General features: G+C 71.9%; 15 protein-coding genes and 1 pseudogene. 10 read left to right on the top strand and 6 right to left on the bottom strand.

What is annotated here, in order from left to right:
- Positions 1-70 precede the first annotated feature (70 nt).
- Entirely contained in the window at positions 71-820 is a 750-nt protein-coding gene (locus NYZ98_RS11250; RefSeq protein ID WP_262842676.1) for a GntR family transcriptional regulator, read from the top strand.
- A 7-nt stretch (positions 821-827) separates the two neighbouring features.
- Here NYZ98_RS11250 and NYZ98_RS11245 read toward each other — a convergent pair whose 3' ends face one another.
- On the bottom strand, positions 828-1,655 hold the full coding sequence (locus tag NYZ98_RS11245) for a ribonuclease activity regulator RraA (RefSeq protein ID WP_262842555.1): 828 nt from the start codon (positions 1,653-1,655) through the stop codon (positions 828-830).
- Positions 1,652-2,557: a dihydrodipicolinate synthase family protein gene (locus NYZ98_RS11240; protein WP_262842553.1), complete on the bottom strand. Its 906-nt coding sequence runs from the start codon at positions 2,555-2,557 to the stop codon at positions 1,652-1,654. The genes NYZ98_RS11245 and NYZ98_RS11240 overlap by 4 nt, the downstream gene beginning before the upstream one ends.
- Before the next feature lie 123 nt (positions 2,558-2,680).
- Between NYZ98_RS11240 and NYZ98_RS11235 the strand changes: the two genes are divergently transcribed.
- The 4 genes from NYZ98_RS11235 to NYZ98_RS11220 are packed head-to-tail and all read left to right on the top strand — an operon-like array spanning position 2,681 to position 6,730.
- On the top strand, positions 2,681-3,895 hold the full coding sequence (locus tag NYZ98_RS11235) for an extracellular solute-binding protein (RefSeq protein ID WP_262842551.1): 1,215 nt from the start codon (positions 2,681-2,683) through the stop codon (positions 3,893-3,895).
- Entirely contained in the window at positions 3,892-4,983 is a 1,092-nt protein-coding gene (locus NYZ98_RS11230; protein ID WP_262842549.1) for an ABC transporter ATP-binding protein, read from the top strand. Before NYZ98_RS11235 ends, NYZ98_RS11230 begins: the two co-directional genes overlap by 4 nt.
- Complete coding sequence (locus tag NYZ98_RS11225) at positions 4,983-5,882, top strand: ABC transporter permease (protein ID WP_262842547.1); 900 nt, start codon at positions 4,983-4,985, stop codon at positions 5,880-5,882. Before NYZ98_RS11230 ends, NYZ98_RS11225 begins: the two co-directional genes overlap by 1 nt.
- Complete coding sequence (locus NYZ98_RS11220; RefSeq protein WP_262842545.1) at positions 5,879-6,730, top strand: ABC transporter permease; 852 nt, start codon at positions 5,879-5,881, stop codon at positions 6,728-6,730. The genes NYZ98_RS11225 and NYZ98_RS11220 overlap by 4 nt, the downstream gene beginning before the upstream one ends.
- 9 nt (positions 6,731-6,739) lie before the next feature.
- Here the strand turns inward: NYZ98_RS11220 and NYZ98_RS11215 are convergent, their stop codons facing one another.
- The 3 genes from NYZ98_RS11215 to arfA are packed head-to-tail and all read right to left on the bottom strand — an operon-like array spanning position 6,740 to position 10,327.
- Positions 6,740-7,564 carry a phosphoenolpyruvate hydrolase family protein gene (locus NYZ98_RS11215; RefSeq protein ID WP_262842543.1) on the bottom strand — a complete coding sequence of 275 codons (825 nt, stop codon included), beginning with the start codon at positions 7,562-7,564 and terminating at the stop codon, positions 6,740-6,742.
- Positions 7,561-8,793 (bottom strand): Tm-1-like ATP-binding domain-containing protein, encoded by a 1,233-nt coding sequence (locus tag NYZ98_RS11210; protein WP_262842542.1) that lies wholly within the window; start codon positions 8,791-8,793, stop codon positions 7,561-7,563. The genes NYZ98_RS11215 and NYZ98_RS11210 overlap by 4 nt, the downstream gene beginning before the upstream one ends.
- A gap of 40 nt (positions 8,794-8,833) precedes the next feature.
- Entirely contained in the window at positions 8,834-10,327 is a 1,494-nt protein-coding gene (gene arfA, locus NYZ98_RS11205; RefSeq protein ID WP_262842541.1) for an arabinosylfuranosidase ArfA, read from the bottom strand.
- A 408-nt stretch (positions 10,328-10,735) separates the two neighbouring features.
- On the opposite strand from arfA, the gene NYZ98_RS11200 reads away from it, so the two are divergent.
- The 4 genes from NYZ98_RS11200 to NYZ98_RS11185 all read left to right on the top strand — a co-directional run bounded on the left by NYZ98_RS11200 (position 10,736) and on the right by NYZ98_RS11185 (position 15,224).
- On the top strand, positions 10,736-12,085 hold the full coding sequence (locus NYZ98_RS11200) for an extracellular solute-binding protein (protein ID WP_262842540.1): 1,350 nt from the start codon (positions 10,736-10,738) through the stop codon (positions 12,083-12,085).
- 9 nt (positions 12,086-12,094) lie between these two features.
- Positions 12,095-13,033 (top strand): carbohydrate ABC transporter permease, encoded by a 939-nt coding sequence (locus tag NYZ98_RS11195; RefSeq protein ID WP_262842539.1) that lies wholly within the window; start codon positions 12,095-12,097, stop codon positions 13,031-13,033.
- On the top strand, positions 13,030-13,887 hold the full coding sequence (locus NYZ98_RS11190) for a carbohydrate ABC transporter permease (protein ID WP_262842538.1): 858 nt from the start codon (positions 13,030-13,032) through the stop codon (positions 13,885-13,887). The genes NYZ98_RS11195 and NYZ98_RS11190 overlap by 4 nt, the downstream gene beginning before the upstream one ends.
- A gap of 155 nt (positions 13,888-14,042) precedes the next feature.
- Complete coding sequence (locus NYZ98_RS11185; protein ID WP_262842537.1) at positions 14,043-15,224, top strand: TIGR03118 family protein; 1,182 nt, start codon at positions 14,043-14,045, stop codon at positions 15,222-15,224.
- Positions 15,225-15,494: 270 nt separating this feature from the next.
- Here the strand turns inward: NYZ98_RS11185 and NYZ98_RS11180 are convergent, their stop codons facing one another.
- Complete coding sequence (locus tag NYZ98_RS11180; protein ID WP_316249558.1) at positions 15,495-16,808, bottom strand: extracellular catalytic domain type 1 short-chain-length polyhydroxyalkanoate depolymerase; 1,314 nt, start codon at positions 16,806-16,808, stop codon at positions 15,495-15,497.
- Positions 16,809-17,068: 260 nt separating this feature from the next.
- Here NYZ98_RS11180 and NYZ98_RS11175 point away from each other — a divergent pair.
- Positions 17,069-17,465 (top strand): annotated as a pseudogene (locus NYZ98_RS11175) (hypothetical protein); the annotation flags it as partial.

Genomic DNA, 17,465 nt, shown 5'->3' with positions numbered 1-17,465 from the left:
CGGCGCGGAGGGTCGTCCGCCCGGCGCGGCGTTCCCGTCCGGGGTGCGAGACCATATACCGGTGTACAACATGTCAGAGGACCCGATCCTGCGTCCGGTCGCGCGGTCGACCACGCGGACCGACCTCGTGGCCGACTCGATCCGCGCGGCCATCCTGTCCGGACGGATCAAACCCGGCGAGACGCTCGTGGAGCGCCGGCTCGCCGAACAGCTCGGTGTGTCCAAGACGCCGGTGCGCGAGGCCCTCATCGGGCTCGCCTCGACCGGGCTGGTCACGATCAGCCCCAACCGGGGGGTCAGCGTCCGGGTCCTGTCCGCCGCCGACCTGCGCAAGGCCCAGGAGCTCCGCCTCCTCCTCGAACCGTGGGCGATCGCGAACGCCACCACGGCGGGCACGGACGACGCCTCGGGAACGGGCGAGGCGACCGGCTCGGTAAGGACGGCGGGCGCGGGCAAGGCCGCAGGGGCGGAGGCGTCAGAGGCGCTGGAGCAGGCGCGCGGGCTGCTGTCGGGGGACGACCCGACCGCGCTCAGCCTGGCCAACCGGCGCTTCCACCGCGCGCTGTACTCCCGCTGCGGGAACGAGCTGGTCATCGCGCAGCTCGACAACCTCCAGGACCTCACCTCCCTCGGGACGGTCACGGTGCTGTGGCGCCACTGGCCGACCTGGCGGGAGGAGTTCGCCGAGCACGAGACGATCCTGGCCGCCGTGCGCGCGGGCGACGCCGCCCTGGCCGAGAGCCTGACCAGGACGCACATCGGGCGCTCGGTCACCCACCTGACCCACGACCCCGCCCGCACGCCCCCATCGGACGCCTGACGCCCCGCTACCGCCCTTCGCGGTAGCGGCGGAGGGTGTTCTCGTCGGGGGGGTAGGTGCCGCGCAGCGGGGCGCCGGCCTCCACCTCGGACTGGATGAACTCCTCCAGGCGTTCCTGCTCCAGGGCGTCGCGCGCCACCTCCGCCGCCAGGTGGCGGGGCACGCAGACGACGCCCTCGGCGTCGGCCACGATGACGTCGCCGGGGTAGACGGGCACCTCGGCGCAGCCGATGGGCACCTGAAGGTCGACCGCGTGGTGCCGCGCCAGGTTGGTGGTCGCGCAGACCCCCGCGGCGAACGCGGGCAGCTCCAGCTCGGCGAAGAACGGCGAGTCGCGGACCGCGCCGTCGGTGACCAGCCCCTCCGCCCCGCGCCGCAGCAGGCGGGTGGCGAGGATGCCGCCGATCGAGGCCGCCCGCGTCCGGCCACGGCAGTCCATGACGAGCACCTGCCCGGGGCCGACCGACTCGACCGCGAGCCGCTGCGGGTGGTCGTAGTCCTTGAAGACCGACAGGACGTCGAGGTCCTCGCGCGCCGGGATGTGCCGCAGCGTGAACGCCTCCCCGACCATGCGGGTCCGGCGGGGGTTGAGCGGGCGCAGGCCGGCCAGGAAGGTGTTGCGCAGGCCCCGGGCGAACAGCTGCGTGGTGACCGTCGCGGTGGACACCCGCCGGAACGCCTCGGCCACCTCGGGCGCGAGCGCCTCTACCCCCGCGACGTCCTTCCCGCCCGAGACACTCCCCGGCCCGTCCTGCCCGTCCGAAGACCCCGGCACGTCCCGCCCGCCCGAAGACCCGGGCACGCCGGGGCCGCCGGGCGCGTCCGGCCCGGTCACGCGGCGCCGACCGGGAGGCTCAGGGAGCGCAGGATGGCGGCGACCTCGTCCCGCTCGGTGTCCGGCAGCGGCGAGATCGGTGGCCGCACGTCCCGGCGGCACAGCCCGAGCTGGGCCAGCGCCTCCTTCAGCACCGACACGTTGCCGGCGTTGGCGTGCCGGGCCCGGAGGTCCTCGATGGGCTTGAGCCGCCGCCACACCTCCATCGCCCCGTCGAGATCGACGGCCTGGAGCCGGCCCAGGAGGTCCAGCGACAGCTCCGGGGCGATGACGACCAGGCCGGAGGTGAACCCGCGCGCGCCGCCGGGCCAGTAGAACGGCGCCCAGCTCTCGGCCAGCCCGCACACCCATTCGACCTGCGGGACCTCGGCCGCCATCTCCGCGAGCCGCACCGGGTCGGGGACGGCGTACTTGACCCCGACCACGTTCGGGCAGGCGGCCACCAGGTCGGCGAGCGCCCGCGCGGTGACCAGCGGGGAGCGTACGTAACAGACGACCCCGAGGTCGGGGGCCGCCTCGGCGACGGCCCGGTGGTAGCCGACCCAGCCCTCCTGCGACTGGTAGGGGTGCACGGGCTGGTGCACCATCACGGCCGCCGCCCCGAGGCGAGCCGCCTCGGCCGCCATCCCGGCGGCCCGCGCCACGTCGTGCCCGACCCCGGCGATGACCGTCGCGCCGTCGGCCGCCGCCACGGTCAGCGCGACCACGCGGTCCAGCTCGGCCGGGGACAGCGAGTAGAACTCGCCGGTGTTCCCGTTCGGCGTGACGGCGACGATGCCCGCGGCGACGATCCGGGACACCACGGCCGTGTACGCCCGTTCGTCGACCTGCCCGAGCTCGTCGAACGGCGTCACCGGCACCGCCACCACCGACCCGAGCGCCCGCCTGACGCCATCCAGCATTGCTGCTCCCTTCGAGCACGTTCGCGAACTTGGTATATCAGTACACCACCATGTCGACCTATTGACATATTTCCAGCGTGTTTCCATTCTTGGGGGCCAGCATCCAAGGAGGATCACCCCCCTATGAGATCTCCTCGTATCCCCGCACTGGCCGCCTGTCTGGCGCTCGGTGTCCTCACCGCCTGCGGCGCGCCGGACGCCGGCCAGGGCTTCGTCCCCGAGCCCGCCGCCGCCGACGTGAAGATGCCCGGCGAGGCGGTCACGCTGAACATCGTGGACGTCGCGGGCAACCTGCAGCTCACCCAGCAGATCTTCGACAACTACCGGGCCCAGCACCCCAAGGCCGTCAGCAAGATCACCTACACCAAGGTCACCGCCCCCGAGCTGGCCGGCAAGGTCAAGGCCCAGCAGGACGCGGGCCACCTGGACATCGACCTGGTCCTCACCGGCACCGACGGGCTGTCCGCCGGCCTGGAGCAGAACCTCTGGGTCGACCTCGCCGGCAAGTACAAGGGCCTGCTGCCCGACCTGAGCACCTACCTGGAGCCCGCGGCCAAGATGCAGGAGCTCGCGCAGGGCAAGGGCGTCATCGTGACGTACTACCCCTCGGGCCCGCTCATCGAGTACAACCCGGCCACGGTCCCGAACCCGCCGAAGACGGCGGACGAGCTGCTGGCCTGGGCCAAGGCGCACCCGAAGAAACTGGAGTACGCGCGGCCCGCCAACTCCGGGCCCGGCCGCACCTTCCTCATGGGCCTGCCGTACATCCTCAAGGACAGCGACCCCAAGGACCCGGCCACCGGGTGGACCAAGACCTGGAAGTACCTCAAGGACCTCGGCCAGTACGTCGAGTACTACCCCACCGGCACCTCCCAGACGATGAAGGAGCTGGGCGAGGGCACGCGGGACATCATCCTCACCACCACCGGGTGGGACATCAACCCGCGCGTGCTCGGCCAGGTCCCGAAGGACTTCAGGACGCAGACGCTGGAGGGGTTCACCTGGGTCACCGACGCGCACTACATGGTCGTGCCCAAGGGCATCGGCGGCGAGAAGCTGGCCGTGGTCCTCGACCTGATGAAGTTCGCGCTCACCCCGCAGCAGCAGGCGATCACCTACGACAAGGGGTACTTCTACCCCGGGCCCGCGGTGAAGGGCGTGACCATCGACATGGCGCCGCCCGAGAGCCAGCAGGCGATCAAGGACTTCGGCAGGCCCGAGTACGACGAGCTCATCGAGCGGAACCCCAAGGCCGTGCCGCTCGACGCCAAGGCGCTGGTCGCGGCGTTCGACAGGTGGGACAAGGAAGTCGGCGGCGACAAGGTCAAGAAGTCGTGAGCGGTTTCCGGACGCTGCGGATGAGCGAGGTGTCCCGGCGCTTCGGAACCACCACGGCCCTGGACCGCCTCGACCTCACGATCGAGGGGGGCGAGTTCGTCGCCCTCCTCGGCCCGTCCGGCTGCGGCAAGTCGACCGCCCTGAACTGCCTGGCCGGGTTGCTCCCGCTGACCGGCGGCGGCATCTGGCTGGACGACGAGCGCATCGACGGGCTGCCGCCGGAGAAGCGCGGCTTCGGCATGGTCTTCCAGAACTACGCGCTGTTCCCGCACCTGACCGTGCGGAAGAACGTCGGGTTCGGGCTGGCCATCAGGGGTGTGCCGAAGCCGGAGCTGACCCGGCGCGTGGACGAGGCCCTGGCGCTGGTCGAGCTGGCCGACCAGGCGGCCAAGCTCCCCGGCCGGCTCTCCGGCGGGCAGCAGCAGCGGGTCGCGATCGCCCGCGCGATCGTGATCCGGCCGCGCCTGGTGCTGATGGACGAGCCGCTGTCCAACCTCGACGCCAAGCTGCGCCTGCAGATGCGGACCGAGATCCGCAGGCTCCACCAGTCGCTCGGGCTGACGACCGTGTACGTCACCCACGACCAGGAGGAGGCGCTGGCGCTCGCGGACCGGATCGTGGTGCTGCGCGGCGGCGTCGTGGAGCAGATCGGCACCCCCGAGGAGGTCTACGCCCAGCCGCGCAACACCTACGTCGCCGGCTTCATGGGCTACCGCAACCTGCTGGAGCTGCCGGTGACCGGCCGCGAGGGCGGCCGGGTGACGCTGGCCGAGCCGGGCCTGCGGCTGACCGGCGTGGCACGGGACCGGTCGGCGGGCGCGACGGCCGTGGCGGCCATCCGGCCCGACGACTTCACGGCCGGCCGGGGCGCGGCCAACCCCCTGACGGTCACGGTGGAGGTCGCGGAGTTCCACGGCCGGGAGACGGCCGTGGAGGGCGTCACCGAGTCCGGGCGGGTCGTCCACGTCCGGGTACCGGAGCGGGTGCGCCCGGGCGAGAAGATCGAGCTGAGCGTGCCTCCCGACCGCGTCCTCGTCTTCGGCGACGGCGACCACCCGCCACGGCCCGGCGCGGCGGGGGCGGGGTGATGGCCGCCGAGGGGGCCGCCCGGCTCGGGATGCGCCACCGGCTGGCCGAGCGCGGCATCGACCGGGTGCTGCTGCTCCTGGTCCCGGCCGTCCTCGTGGTCGCCGCCCTGTTCCTCTACCCCATGCTGTACGGCGTCGGCCTGTCGCTGCAGCCGCGCGCCGGGGGCGGGCCGTTCGCCAACTACCTGGCGTTCTTCCGCGACTCCTACCAGAGCGGGACGATCTGGAAGACGATGCGGCTGGCGCTGCCCGCCGCCCTGATCAACGTGGGCGCGTCGGTGCCGATCGCCTATCGGCTGCGCGGCCGGTTCCGGGGGCGGCGGCTGCTCACCGCGATCCTGGTGCTGCCGGTGACGCTCGGGACGGTGCTGGTCGCCGACGGCCTGCTCCGCTACCTCGGGCCCAAGGGCTGGTTCAACCGGGTGCTGCTGGACCTCCACCTGGTCGACGAGCCGGTCCGGCTCATCTACAACTACTGGGGGGTGCTGTTCTCCCTGCTCATCACGGGCTTCCCGTTCGCGTTCCTGCTGGTCCTTTCGTACATGTCGGGCATCGACCCGACGTTGGAGCGGGCCGCGGCGACCCTGGGCGCCGGGCCGTGGCGGCGGGTCAGGCACGTGACGCTGCCGCTCCTCGCGCCCGGCCTCGCGACGACGTTCATCCTGGCGTTCGTGCTGGCCTTCTCGGTGTTCCCGTCGGCCAACCTCGTCGGCGAGCCCGCGAACGAGACCCGGGTGATGGCGATCGCCGCCTACCAGGCGGCCTTCGAGAAGTACGACTACTCGATGGCCTCGACCATCGCGGTCCTCATGGGCGTCGCCGAGCTCCTGGTGGTCGCCCTGGTCCTGGTGTGGCGCGGGCGCTTCTACACCGGCACGACAGGAGGGAAGGGCTCGTGACCGTACCGACGCTCCGCTCGGGCGGATGGCGGCGGCCGTACGCCTGGATCGTCTGGGGCGGGGTGGCCTTCTTCCTGGTCAACCTGGCCGCGCTGATCCTGTCGGTCGTGGTCGACTCGTTCGCGGTGAGCTGGTTCGGCACCTGGCTGCCGTCCGCGTTCACCACCCGCTGGTACGCCGACGCCTGGCAGGAGTTCGGGCTGTCGGACGTGCTCCAGGTGACGCTGCTGGTCGCCCTCGCCGTCGTCGGCCTCGCGCTGCTGCTCGGGGTCCCTGCCGCGTACGCGCTGGCGCGGCGGGACTTCGCGGGCAAGCGGCTGGTGACCCTGCTCCTGCTGCTCCCGGTGCTGCTGCCGCCGATCACGTACGGCATCCCGCTGGCGACCGTGCTGTACAAGTTCCAGCTCGCGGGCACGATGTCGGGGGTGATCGCGGCCAACCTGGTGCCCGCGCTGCCGTTCGTCGTGCTGGTCATGACCCCGTTCATCGAGCAGATCGACACCAACGTGGAGTCGGCGGCGCGCATGTGCGGGGCCAGGACCCGGCAGGTCTTCACCCGGGTGCTGGTGCCGCTGCTGGTCCCGGGCATTCTCGCCGCCGGGATCCTCGTGCTCGTCCGCACGGTCGCGATGTTCGAGCTGACCTTCCTGGTCTCGGGTCCGGACAGCCAGACCCTCATCGTCGCGCTCTACAGCGCGGCCTTCACCCCCGGGATCCGCGCCGCCCAGGCCATCGACGCGATGGCCGTCGTCTACACCCTGCTGTCCTCGGCCCTGCTCGTGCTCGCCCTGATGTTCGTCAACCCGACGCAGATCGTCGCCCAGGTCAAGGAGGTGGCGCCCGAGTAGGCCGCCCGCTCACCCGGGGTCGATCGCCTTGAAGGCCCTGACCTGCTCGGTGATGGCGCGCTCGGTGGGCAGCCGCTCGATCGAGGAGGCGCCGAAGAAGCCCGCGACGCCCGTGGTGCGGGCCAGCACGTGGCGGGCGTCCTCGGGCTCGGCGATCGGCCCGCCGTGGCAGAGCACGATGACGCCGGGCCGCACCGCGACGGCGGCGTCCCGCATGGCCTGGACGCGTTCGACGGCCTGGTCCAGGGTGAGCGCCGTGCCCGCGCCGATGCTCCCCTTGGTGGTCAGCCCGAGGTGCGGGACCAGGACGTCGGCGCCCGCCTCGGCCATGGCCCGCGCCTGGTCCTCGTCGAACACGTAGGGGGCGGTGAGCAGGTCGCGCTCGCGGGCCAGCCGGACCATCTCGACCTCCAGGTCGAAGCCCATGCCGGTCTCCTCCAGGTTCTGGCGGAACATCCCGTCGTACAGGCCCACGGTCGGGAAGTTCTGCACCCCGGCGAAGCCCATGAGGGCGAGCTGGTCGAGGAAGCGGGGCATGAGGCGGAACGGGTCGGTCCCGCAGACGCCGGCGAGCACGGGGGTGTCGCGGACGACGGGCAGCACCTCGGCGGCCATCTCCACGACGATCTGGTTGGCGTCGCCGTACGGCAGCATGCCGGCCAGGGAGCCCCGGCCGGCCATCCGGTAGCGGCCCGAGTTGTAGATGATGATCAGGTCGACGCCGCCGTCCTCGGCGCACTTGGCGGACAGGCCGGTGCCGGCCCCGGCGCCGATGACCGGCCGCCCCTCGGCGACGGTCCTGCGGAGCCGCGCGAGCACCTCCTGCCGGCTCATCGCGCGGCCTCGCGCGAGGTGATCATGTGGTGCAGCCGGTCGGCCATCGTGCGGCCGAAGTCCGGGTCGTTGACGTGCATGTCCAGGTCGACCACCCCCACCGGGGATCCTCGCAGCCCGGCGGTCATCGCCTCGAAGCAGGCGTCGTCGGCCTTGGGGTCGTAGAACGGGCCGTCCGCCGCGTCCAGGGCGGACACCCCGCCGCGCGGCACGAACAGCGCGGCCGGGCCGATCGCGCCGCGCAGCTTGGCGGCCACCCTGCGCCCCAGCTCGCCCATCTCCTCGGCGGTGGTGCGCATCAGCGTCACCGACGGATTGTGCACGTACAGCAGGCGGCCGGCGAAGCGGCGGGGGACGGTGTCGCGGGGGCCGAAGTTCACCATGTCGAGCGCCCCGGGGGCCACGACCTGCGGCAGCCCGGTCGCGCCGGCCGCCGTGAGCCGGTGGGGGCCCGCCGACAGCACCCCGCCCACCAGGTCGTCGGCCAGCTCGGTGGTGGTGAGGTCGAGCACCCCGGCCAGCAGGCCGCCGGCCGCGAGCGCCTCCAGAGCGCGGCCCCCCGAGCCGGTGGCGTGGAAGACCAGGACCTCGTACCCGAGCTCGTCCAGCCGCTCGCGCGCGGCGTCCACGGCGGGCGTGGTCACCCCGAACATCGACGCGGCGACCAGCGGGCGGTCGTCCTCCCCCGCGCTCTCCATGGTCTCCCGGGCCCTGGCCATGCCGGCAGCGGCCGCCGCCGCGTTGCCGAGGATGGCGCGGGACACCCGGTTGAGGCCCGCGATGTCCACGACGCTGTACATCAGCGTCACGTCCTTGGCGCCCACGTACGGGGACACCTCGCCCGAGGCCATGGTCGACACGATCAGCTTGGGGACGCCGATCGGCAGGTCCCGCACGGCGCGGGCCGCGATGGAGGACCCGCCGCTGCCGCCCACCGCGAGCACGGCGTCCAGCCGCCCCTCCTGGTGCAGCTCTTCAAGGACGGCCGCCGCGCCCTCGCCCATCGCGGCGACGGCGGCGCCCCGGTCCCCCTCGGCCCGCAGCGCGCCGAGGTCGGCGCCCGCGGCGCCGGCCACGCGGTCATTGCCTATTTCGGCGGCGGACCGTGGCTCGCCCACCCCGGCGTCGACGACGACCACCTCGCACCCGAGGTCCCGGAGCCGGCCGGCCAGCCAGTCGTACTCCGGCCCCTTGGTGTCCAGGGTCCCGACCAGGACGACGGTCGCCATCTCACATCACTCCTCGCTGCCCGTGCGTCTGTCCGCCCGTTCATCGTCCCAGGCGGACCACGTTCCAGGAGACCGGCGGCAGCATGACGCGGAGCGGGGAGGCGCCGACGCCGGTGTTGGGACGCGGGGCGACGCGGTCGGGGGCGTCGGCGGTGTTGACCGCGTACACGTCGGGGCCGCTCAGCGTCATGGCCTCGATCACGCGCACGTCGCCGAGGGCACGGGTGTCCAGGGTCAGTTCCACCGGGCGGTCGACGGACCGGTTCACCGCGAAGACGGTGGTGTGGTCCCCGTCGTGGGTGGCGACCGCGTGCACGAGGGGCACGTCGCCGAACTCCGCCGTCTCGTACAGCGGCGACACCGGGTCCACGCGCAGCACGTCGCCTGATGCGTACCTGGCGGCCTGGGCGAAGGGGTGGAAGATGGTCTGCCGCCACGCCCGCCCGCCGGGCTCGGTCATGATCGGCCCGATGACGTTGACGAGCTGCGCCTGGCAGGCGGCGGTGACCCGGTCGCTGTTGCGCAGCAGGGTGATCAGCAGCCCGCCGACCGCGACCGCGTCGGCCAGGTGGTAGCGGTCCTCCAGCAGCGGGGGCGCCACCGGCCAGTCGCGGAACGGCTCCTGGGCGGCGAACCGGCTCTGGTACCAGACGTTCCACTCGTCGAACGACACGTTGACCCGCTTGGCCGACCGGCGTTTGGCGCGCACGTGGTCGGCGGTGGCGACGACGGAGGCGATGAAGTTCTCCATGTCGGTCGAGCAGGCGAGGAAGCCGCCGAGGTCCCCGTCCTTCTCCTCGTAGTAGGCGTGGCAGGAGATGAGGTCGACGTGGTCGTAGGCCTCGTCCAAGACCTCGGCCTCCCAGGAGCCGAACGTCGGCATGCCCGAGCCGGAGCTGCCGCACGCGACCAGTTCGAGATCGGGGTCGATCATCCGCATCGCCCTGGCCGTCTCGGCGGCGAGCCTGCCGTACTCGCGGGCGGTCTTGTGGCCGATCTGCCAGGGGCCGTCCATCTCGTTGCCCAGGCACCACATGCGGATGCCGTGCGGGTCGGCGGCCCCGTTGGCGACGCGCAGGTCCGACCAGCGGGTGCCCGAGGGGATGTTGCAGTACTCAAGGACGTCGAGCGCCTCCTGGACGCCGCGGGTGCCGAGGTTGACCGCCATCATCGGCTCGACGCCCGCCTTGCGCGCCCAGCGCACCAGCTCGTCGACGCCGACGTGGTTGGGCTCGGTGCAGTGCCACGCCAGGTCGAGCCGGGCCGGCCGGTCGGCGAGCGGGCCGATGCCGTCCTCCCAGCGGTAGCCGGACACGAAGTTGCCGCCGGGGTAGCGCACGGTGGTCACGCCGAGCTCGCGGGTCAGGGCGAGGACGTCCTGGCGGAAGCCGTCCTCGTCGGCGGTGGGATGGCCGGGTTCGTGGATGCCGGTGTAGACGCACCGGCCGAGGTGCTCGACGAACGTGCCGAACGTCCGGCGCCGCACGGGGGCGACGCGGAGGGCGGGGTCGATCGTGAGCGACGCCTGGTGCACGGGTCCTCCTGGCCGCCCCGGGCCGGGGTTCGTCGGGGTTTGTAACGTACGGGTTAATTGGGATGATTGTTAGCGCTCCCATCACGGCCGTCAAGGACCCACGGCGAAAACGTCCCAATCTCCCTGGTGCCTCCACGGCCCCTGACCTCCGGGGACGCCCCAGGGCCTTGACAGTGGTTGTGTTATCGCAAACACTCGGGAAACCTCAGCGAAACACGCGAATGGTGTGCCGTCCGCCGGTGGCCGCCCGGCCGGCGAGGCGCGTCCCGGGCCGGGCGTCCACCGCCGCCGGCGGGCACCGCCGCTGGGCCGCCCGGAACGGGCGCCACCGATCGATCCGCCGCCTCCCATCGACCTTTGTTAGCGCTAACAGATCGTCGTTCGCGCGACGACCACTCGGGGACTCAGATGATCTGGCGACTCCCACTGGAGGAGACGATGGCCGACGGACCCCCGCGACCCACCCCCGGCGGACCCCCGCGACCCACCCGGCGAGCCGTGCTGGGCACGGCGCTCGCCCTCGGCGCGATCCCCCTGACCGGATGCGGCGTGACCGGCGCCACCACCCGGCTCCGCTACTGGAACCTGTTCGGCGGCGGGGACGGCGTGCTGATGGTCAAGATGCTGGACGACTACCGGGCCAGGCACCCCGAGATCTCCCTGGAGGCGGTGACCCTCGCGTGGGGCGCGCCGTACTATACCAAGCTCGCCATGGCGGCGGCCGGCGGCCGGGCCCCCGACGTCGGGATCCTGCACCTGTCCCGGCTCGCCGGGTACGCGCCCGGCCACCTGCTCGACCCCTTCGACGAGAAACTGCTCGCCGAGTTCGGCGTCACCAAGGACCAGCTCCCGCCCGGCCTGATCGAACGGGCCACCGTCGGCGGCGCGCTGTACGCCCTGCCGCTCGACACCCACCCGTTCGTCATGTACTACAACACCGACATCGCCGGGAAGGCCGGGCTGCTCGGCGCCGACGGCCGGCTGGCGCCGATGAACGGGCCCGACCAGGTCATCGACGCGCTCACCAAGGCCAAGAAGGTCACCGGCGCCTACGGGCTCGCGCTGGACAACCTCGACGTGATGCCGTGGCGGCTGTTCTGGGCGCTCTACCGCCAGCAGGACGGCGACATCACGCTGCCGACCGGCGCCGGCATCGGCATCGACGACACCAAGGCGCTCACGGCCCTGACCTTCATGGGACGCCTGACCGCCGAAGGGCTGGCCACCCGCGACGTCGACTACCCGGGCGCGATCGCGACCTTCGCCGGCGGCAAGGCCGGCTTCCACTGGAACGGCGGCTGGGAGACCGCGACGTTCACCACCGCCAAGCTGCCGTACAGCATGACCCGGCTCCCGGCGATCTTCGGCAACGCGCGCACCTCCGGGGACGCGCACTCGTTCGTCCTGCCGCACCAGCGGGCCCGCGACCCCCTCACGACCCGGGAGTCCTACCGGTTCATCGCCGAGCTGCTGAAGTACAGCGTCACCTGGGGGCGGGCCGGGCACGTGCCCGCGTACCAGCCCGTGGTGACCGACCCCGCCTACCTGGCGCTGAAGCCGCAGTCGGAGTACCGCGACGTGACGCCCGACGTCCAGCTCGACCCGCCCGCGTGGTTCAGCGGGTCGGGGTCGGACTTCGAGAACCAGGCGGGGTCGGCCTTCCAGTCGGTGCTCGCCGGGACGCTCACCCCCCAGGCGGCCCTCACCCAGTTCAAGTCCGCCGTCGACAAGCTGCTCTCCACGCCGAGTCCCGTATAGGAGGACCAGATGGCGACCATCACCACCGAGGCGCCGGCGGCGGTCCCCGTGGCCGCGACCAGGGCACCGCTGTGGCGCCGCGCCCCCGCCGGCCTGCTGTTCGTCCTGCCGTTCCTGCTGTTCTACCTGGCCTTCCTCGTCTGGCCCACCCTGTCGGCGTTCGTCCTGAGCTTCTTCAACGAGAGCCTCACCGGCACGCGCGGCGAACTCGTCGGGCTGCGCAACTGGACCGAGATGCTCGGCGACGCCGCGATGTGGAGCGCGCTGGGCAACACGCTGTACTTCACCGCGCTCAGCACGCCCGCGCTGGTGCTGACCGGGCTGGTCATGGCGTTGCTCACCAACCGCGTCATGCCGATGCGCTGGTTGTGGCGGCTGTCGTTCTTCATGCCGTTCCTGCTGCCCGCCAGCGTGATGGCGCTCATCTGGGTCTGGATCTACCAGCCCGGGTTCGGCCTGCTCAACGCGGCGCTCACCAGCGTGGGGCTGTCCGAGCAGGGCTGGCTCAGCGACCCCTCGGTGGCGATGATCTCGGTGGTGATCGCGACGCTGTGGTGGACGGCCGGGTTCAACTTCCTGCTCTACCTGGCCGCGCTCCAGCAGATCCCCCAGCACCTGTACGAGGCGGCGTCGATCGACGGCGCGGGGTGGTGGCAGCGCCTGTGGTCCATCACGCTCCCGCTGCTCAAGCGCACCACCGGCCTGGTCATCGTGCTGCAGCTCCTGGCCAGCCTGCGGCTGTTCGACCAGGCCTACCTCATCTACATCGGCTCGGGCGGCCCGGCCTTCTCGGCGCGGCCCATCCTCGAGTACGTGTACGACACCGCCTTCACGAGCTTCAGGTTCGGCTACGCCTCGGCGATCTCGTCGTTCTTCTTCGTGCTCATCGTCGTGGTGTCGGTCGCCCAGCTCAAGCTGTTCCCGTCACGCCGAGAGGACGCGCGATGACCGCCGTACCGGCACCCAGAAGGCCCCCGCAGGCGACCGCACGCGCCTGGAACGCCGCCGGGCTCGTCGTCACGGCGGTCATCGCGCTGCTGTGGCTGACGCCGCTGCTGTGGGCCGTCGACACCGCGCTCAAGCCCGAGAGCGACACGACCAGGATCCCGGTGACGTGGTGGGGCGCCTTCACCTTCGACGCGTTCCGCAAGGTGTTCGCCGAGAGCGACCTGGCGCGGTGGTTCCTCAACAGCACCGTCGTCGCCGTGGGCGTCACCGTGCTCGTGCTCCTCACGGCGAGCATGGCCGCGTACGGCTTCTCCCGTACGGCGTTCCGCGGCAGGAGGGCGCTGTTCGGGATCGTCATCGCCGGCATCATGGTGCCGCCGCAGGTGCTGGTCGTGCCGCTGTTCCGCGAGATGCTCGGCCTCGGGCTCGTCGACACCTACTGGGCGATGATCCTCCCGCAGGTGGCCGCGCCCGCGATGGTCTTCATCCTGAAGAAGTTCTTCGACGGGCTGCCCCGGGAGCTGGAGGAGGCCGCGCGGGTCGACGGGGCGTCCCCCTGGCGGCTCTACTGGCAGGTCGTGCTGCCGCTGTCCCGGCCGGTGCTGGCCGCCGTCGGCATCTTCACGTTCATCCTCACGTGGAACAACTTCTTCTGGCCGTTCCTCGCGGTGTCCGACCCCGACCTGATGACGATCCCGGTGGGGCTCGCGACGATCCAGAGCTCCTACGGCCTGCGGTACGCGCAGATCATGGCCTCCGCCGTGCTGGGCGGCCTGCCGCTGCTGGTCGCCTACGTCTTCTTCCAGCGCGACATCATTCGCAGCGTCGCCCACACCGGTCTGTCCGGTACCTGAGCTGGGCGTCCACCCGCGGCGCCGGGGTCCTCCGCGCCGGGAGGACCCCGGCGCCGTCGGGTTTTCATAAAGAGATTGCGAATCCGTTTGAACCGGGCCCGAGGGTGCCGCGTACCTCCGTCCGTACGCACATGCAGACGACAGTAGGAGGCCTGATGCGGCCACGCATCGCCACGCTCGCCGCTGCGGCACTCGTCCTGGGCATTTCCACCGGCACGATCCCGGCGCACGCTGAGTCCCCGCAGTCCAAGGAGTCCACCAAGTCCACCACCTCACACACACAGACGCGCTTCGCCGAGCTCCCGCTGATCTCGGACGTGGCGGGCAAGGCGGACGTCACCGACCCCAAGCTGGTCAACCCCTGGGGTCTGGCCATGGGCAAGACGCTGTGGGTCTCCAACGCGGGCACCGGCTCTGCGACCGTGTACTCGGGCGGCGCGAGCCAGCTCACCAAGGAGAAGACCGAGGTCGCCATCCCCGGCGGCGCGCCGACAGGCCAGGTCTTCAACGGTGAAGAGGGCTTCGAGATCTCCAGCAAGGGCGTGTCGGGTCCGGCGACCTTCATTTTCGCCAGCCCCAGCGGCGCCATCACCGGCTGGAACGCCGAAGTGAACCCCGGTAGCGCGATCATCGCGGCCTTCACCCGCAAGGCGGACTACAAGGGCCTCGCGATGATGCGGACCAACCGCGGCTCGTTCCTGCTCGCGGCCGACTTCGCGCACAACCGGATCCACGTCTTCGACGACGACTTCAGCCGCGTGCGGCTGTCGAAGTGGGCGTTCCGCGACCGGGCACTGCCCAGCGACTACCACGCCTACAACGTCGAGATCGTCGGGAACGCCGTCTACGTCGCGTACGCCAAGTGGGACTCGGAGACGGGCAAGTCCATCGCGGGCAAGGGCCTCGGCTTCGTCAGCCGGTTCACGCCTTCCGGCCGCTTCACCGGACGCCTCGCCGCCCGGGGCGCCCTGAACGCGCCGTGGGCCATGATCAAGGCTCCCCAGGGCTTCGGCGCCTTCTCCGGCGCGGTGCTCGTCGGCAACTTCGGTGACGGCTGGATCAACGCCTACAACCCGAGGAACGGCCGCTACCTCGGCCCGCTGCGCAAGGCCGACGGCAAGGCCATCGCGATCGAGGGCCTGTGGGACCTGGAGCAGGGCACGGCCGCCAGCGGCGGCGAGAACGCGCTCTGGTTCTCCGCCGGCATCCAGAAGACCCAGCACGGCCTGGTCGGCCTGATCATGCCCGCCGACGCGGCCAACGGCACCTCGACGACGCCGACCGGCTCGCCCAGTGCCACGCCTTCCGCTTCACCGTCCTCCAACTCCAACTACTGACCGAAGGGGGTGGACGTCACCGAGTCGCTCCTGCTGAGGGCTCCTGGGGACTGAGGATTCACCATTAATTCTGAAGAACAGTACGACCCGCCCGAATGAGCGGAAGTCGGCTGCGGGGTGGCGCGCCCCGCAGCCGGCTTTCGGTCGTTCGGACGACCCTTACGGGCGCCCCCATCAGGGGGCGCCCATTCGGGCGTCCGGCCCCACGGCCCGCCGCCGCCGTCGTCGTCGTCGCGGCCCGCCGTTGTCGTAGTGGGCCGCCGTGTGCCGTCAGCCGACCGCGCAGGCCGTGCCGCCGATGCTGAACGCGGCCGGTTCGGCCGTGTTCCCGGTGTGCGTCGCCTGGAAGCCGAAGCTCGCCGACGCGCCCGGTGCGATGGTCCCGTTGTACCCGGCGTTCCGCGCGCTCACCGCGCCGCTCGTGGGCGTGACGGTGGCGTTCCACGCGGAGGTGACCGCCTGCCCGCTGGGGAGGGTGAACGCCAGGGTCCAGTCACTGATCGTCGTCGTGCCGGTGTTGGCGATCGTCACCGCGGTCGTGAACCCCGTGTTCCAGGTGTTCATCGTGTAGGTGACCAGGCACGGGCCGGTCCCGCCCGTCGGTGTGGGGGTCGGCGTCGGCGTCGGCGTGGTGGTCGGGGTCGGGGTGGGGGTGGGCGACCCGCCCGCCAGGCCGAGGAACTGCACGGCCGCCAGCGCCATGCCGCTGGTCGGGAGGCTGTGCCCGACGCCCTGCACGCTCACGGCCTCCACCGGGACCGTCGTGCCGGTGCCCCCGTAGCGGGTGCGGGTCCAGGACGACTGCGGGCGGTCGGTGAACGTGGCGGTCTGGCTGAGGCCGTGGACGTTGGTCCACTGCTTGATCTCCTCCTGGAAGTTCGGGTACCGGAGGGTGGCGTCTTCGGTGCCGTGCCAGACCTGCATCCGGGGACGGGCGCCGGTGTACCCGGGGAAGGCCCCGCGCACCAGGTCGCCCCACTGCTGCGGGGTCTTGGTGATCTGCCCGTTGGCGCACGCGCTGTTCCAGGAGGAGCCGTCGGTGGTAGCGAAGCACGCGAAGGGCACGCCCATGAACGCGGACCCGGCCTTGAACACGTCCGGGTAGTCGCCCAGCAGGACGTTGGTCATCATGGCGCCCGACGAGGCACCGGTGACGTACACCCGGTCGGGGTCACCGTTGTTGTGCTGCTCGACGTACCTGACCATCGACACGATGCCGACGGGGTCGCTGCCGCCGTCATGCCTCAGCGCCTGCGGCGAGGAGACGTCGAAACAGCTTCCGCTCCTGGTCGCCGACGGGTAGACGACGATGAAGCCGTACCGGTCGGCCAGGGAGGCGAACTCCGTGCCCGAGTAGAAGGCGGGGCCCGAACCCGTGCAGTAGTGCACGGCCACGAGGATCGCCGGCCGGGAGGTCACGGTGTTCGGGACGTACAGGTGCATCCGCAGGTTCGTGGGGTTGGTGCCGAAGCCGGTGACCTCGACCAGTGACGCGGGCGCCGCGGGCGACGCGGTGACGAGCCCCGCGACGACCAGCGCCAGGGCGGTGGCGACGAGCCCCGCCAATCGTGCTCTCATCCTCATGCGTTGTCCTGCCCTCCGGCTCGGTGGGCCGATCTCGCGACCGTCCCTGAAACATTCCGGAGTATCGGCCGGAACGTTTCAGCCGACAAGACACCAGGTGAGAGAACCAGTCATGAACCACGTGGACCTGCGAAGACCCCTCGAAACCGATCACCTTCTCTGAAACTTTCGACCTCGACGACCCGTCACCACCGGCCCGTGCGGCGGGGCTTCGTGCGGGCGGGGCTTCGCGCGGGCGGGGTTACCGGAAGGCGAGGCCGGTGGCGATGGCGATCACCAGGGAGAGGACGACCATGACCAGGACCGTGCCCAGCGGGCTCCGGTGGCGCGGGAGGGCCTCGGCGTGCAGGGCGCGGACGCGGGGGGCGGGGACGGCAACCGAGGGGGTGGGCCGCGGCTTCGCCGGGGGCCGCGACGGCGAGGGACTGCCCGGCGCCCGTGGCCGGGCCGGAACGTGCACGACGGGCCGGGCCGACGGGACGGGGGCCCGCGACGGGACGGGGGCACGTGTCTCCCTGGCAGGCGGCGTCTCTCTCGGCGCCGGTGAAGCGGTGGGCGCGCGGGTCGGCGGCGGCGCCGGAGTGGGCGGCGGCGTGGGGACGGGCGGCGGGGTCGGCGCAGGCGGTGGCGTCGGCACGGGAGGCGGGGCCGGCGGGG

Source organism: Sphaerisporangium corydalis (genome assembly GCF_025506355.1).
GTDB lineage: Bacteria > Actinomycetota > Actinomycetes > Streptosporangiales > Streptosporangiaceae > Sphaerisporangium > Sphaerisporangium corydalis.
The sequence above is the reverse complement of the archived record's forward strand: the minus strand, read 5'-3'. Positions and strand labels throughout refer to the sequence as shown.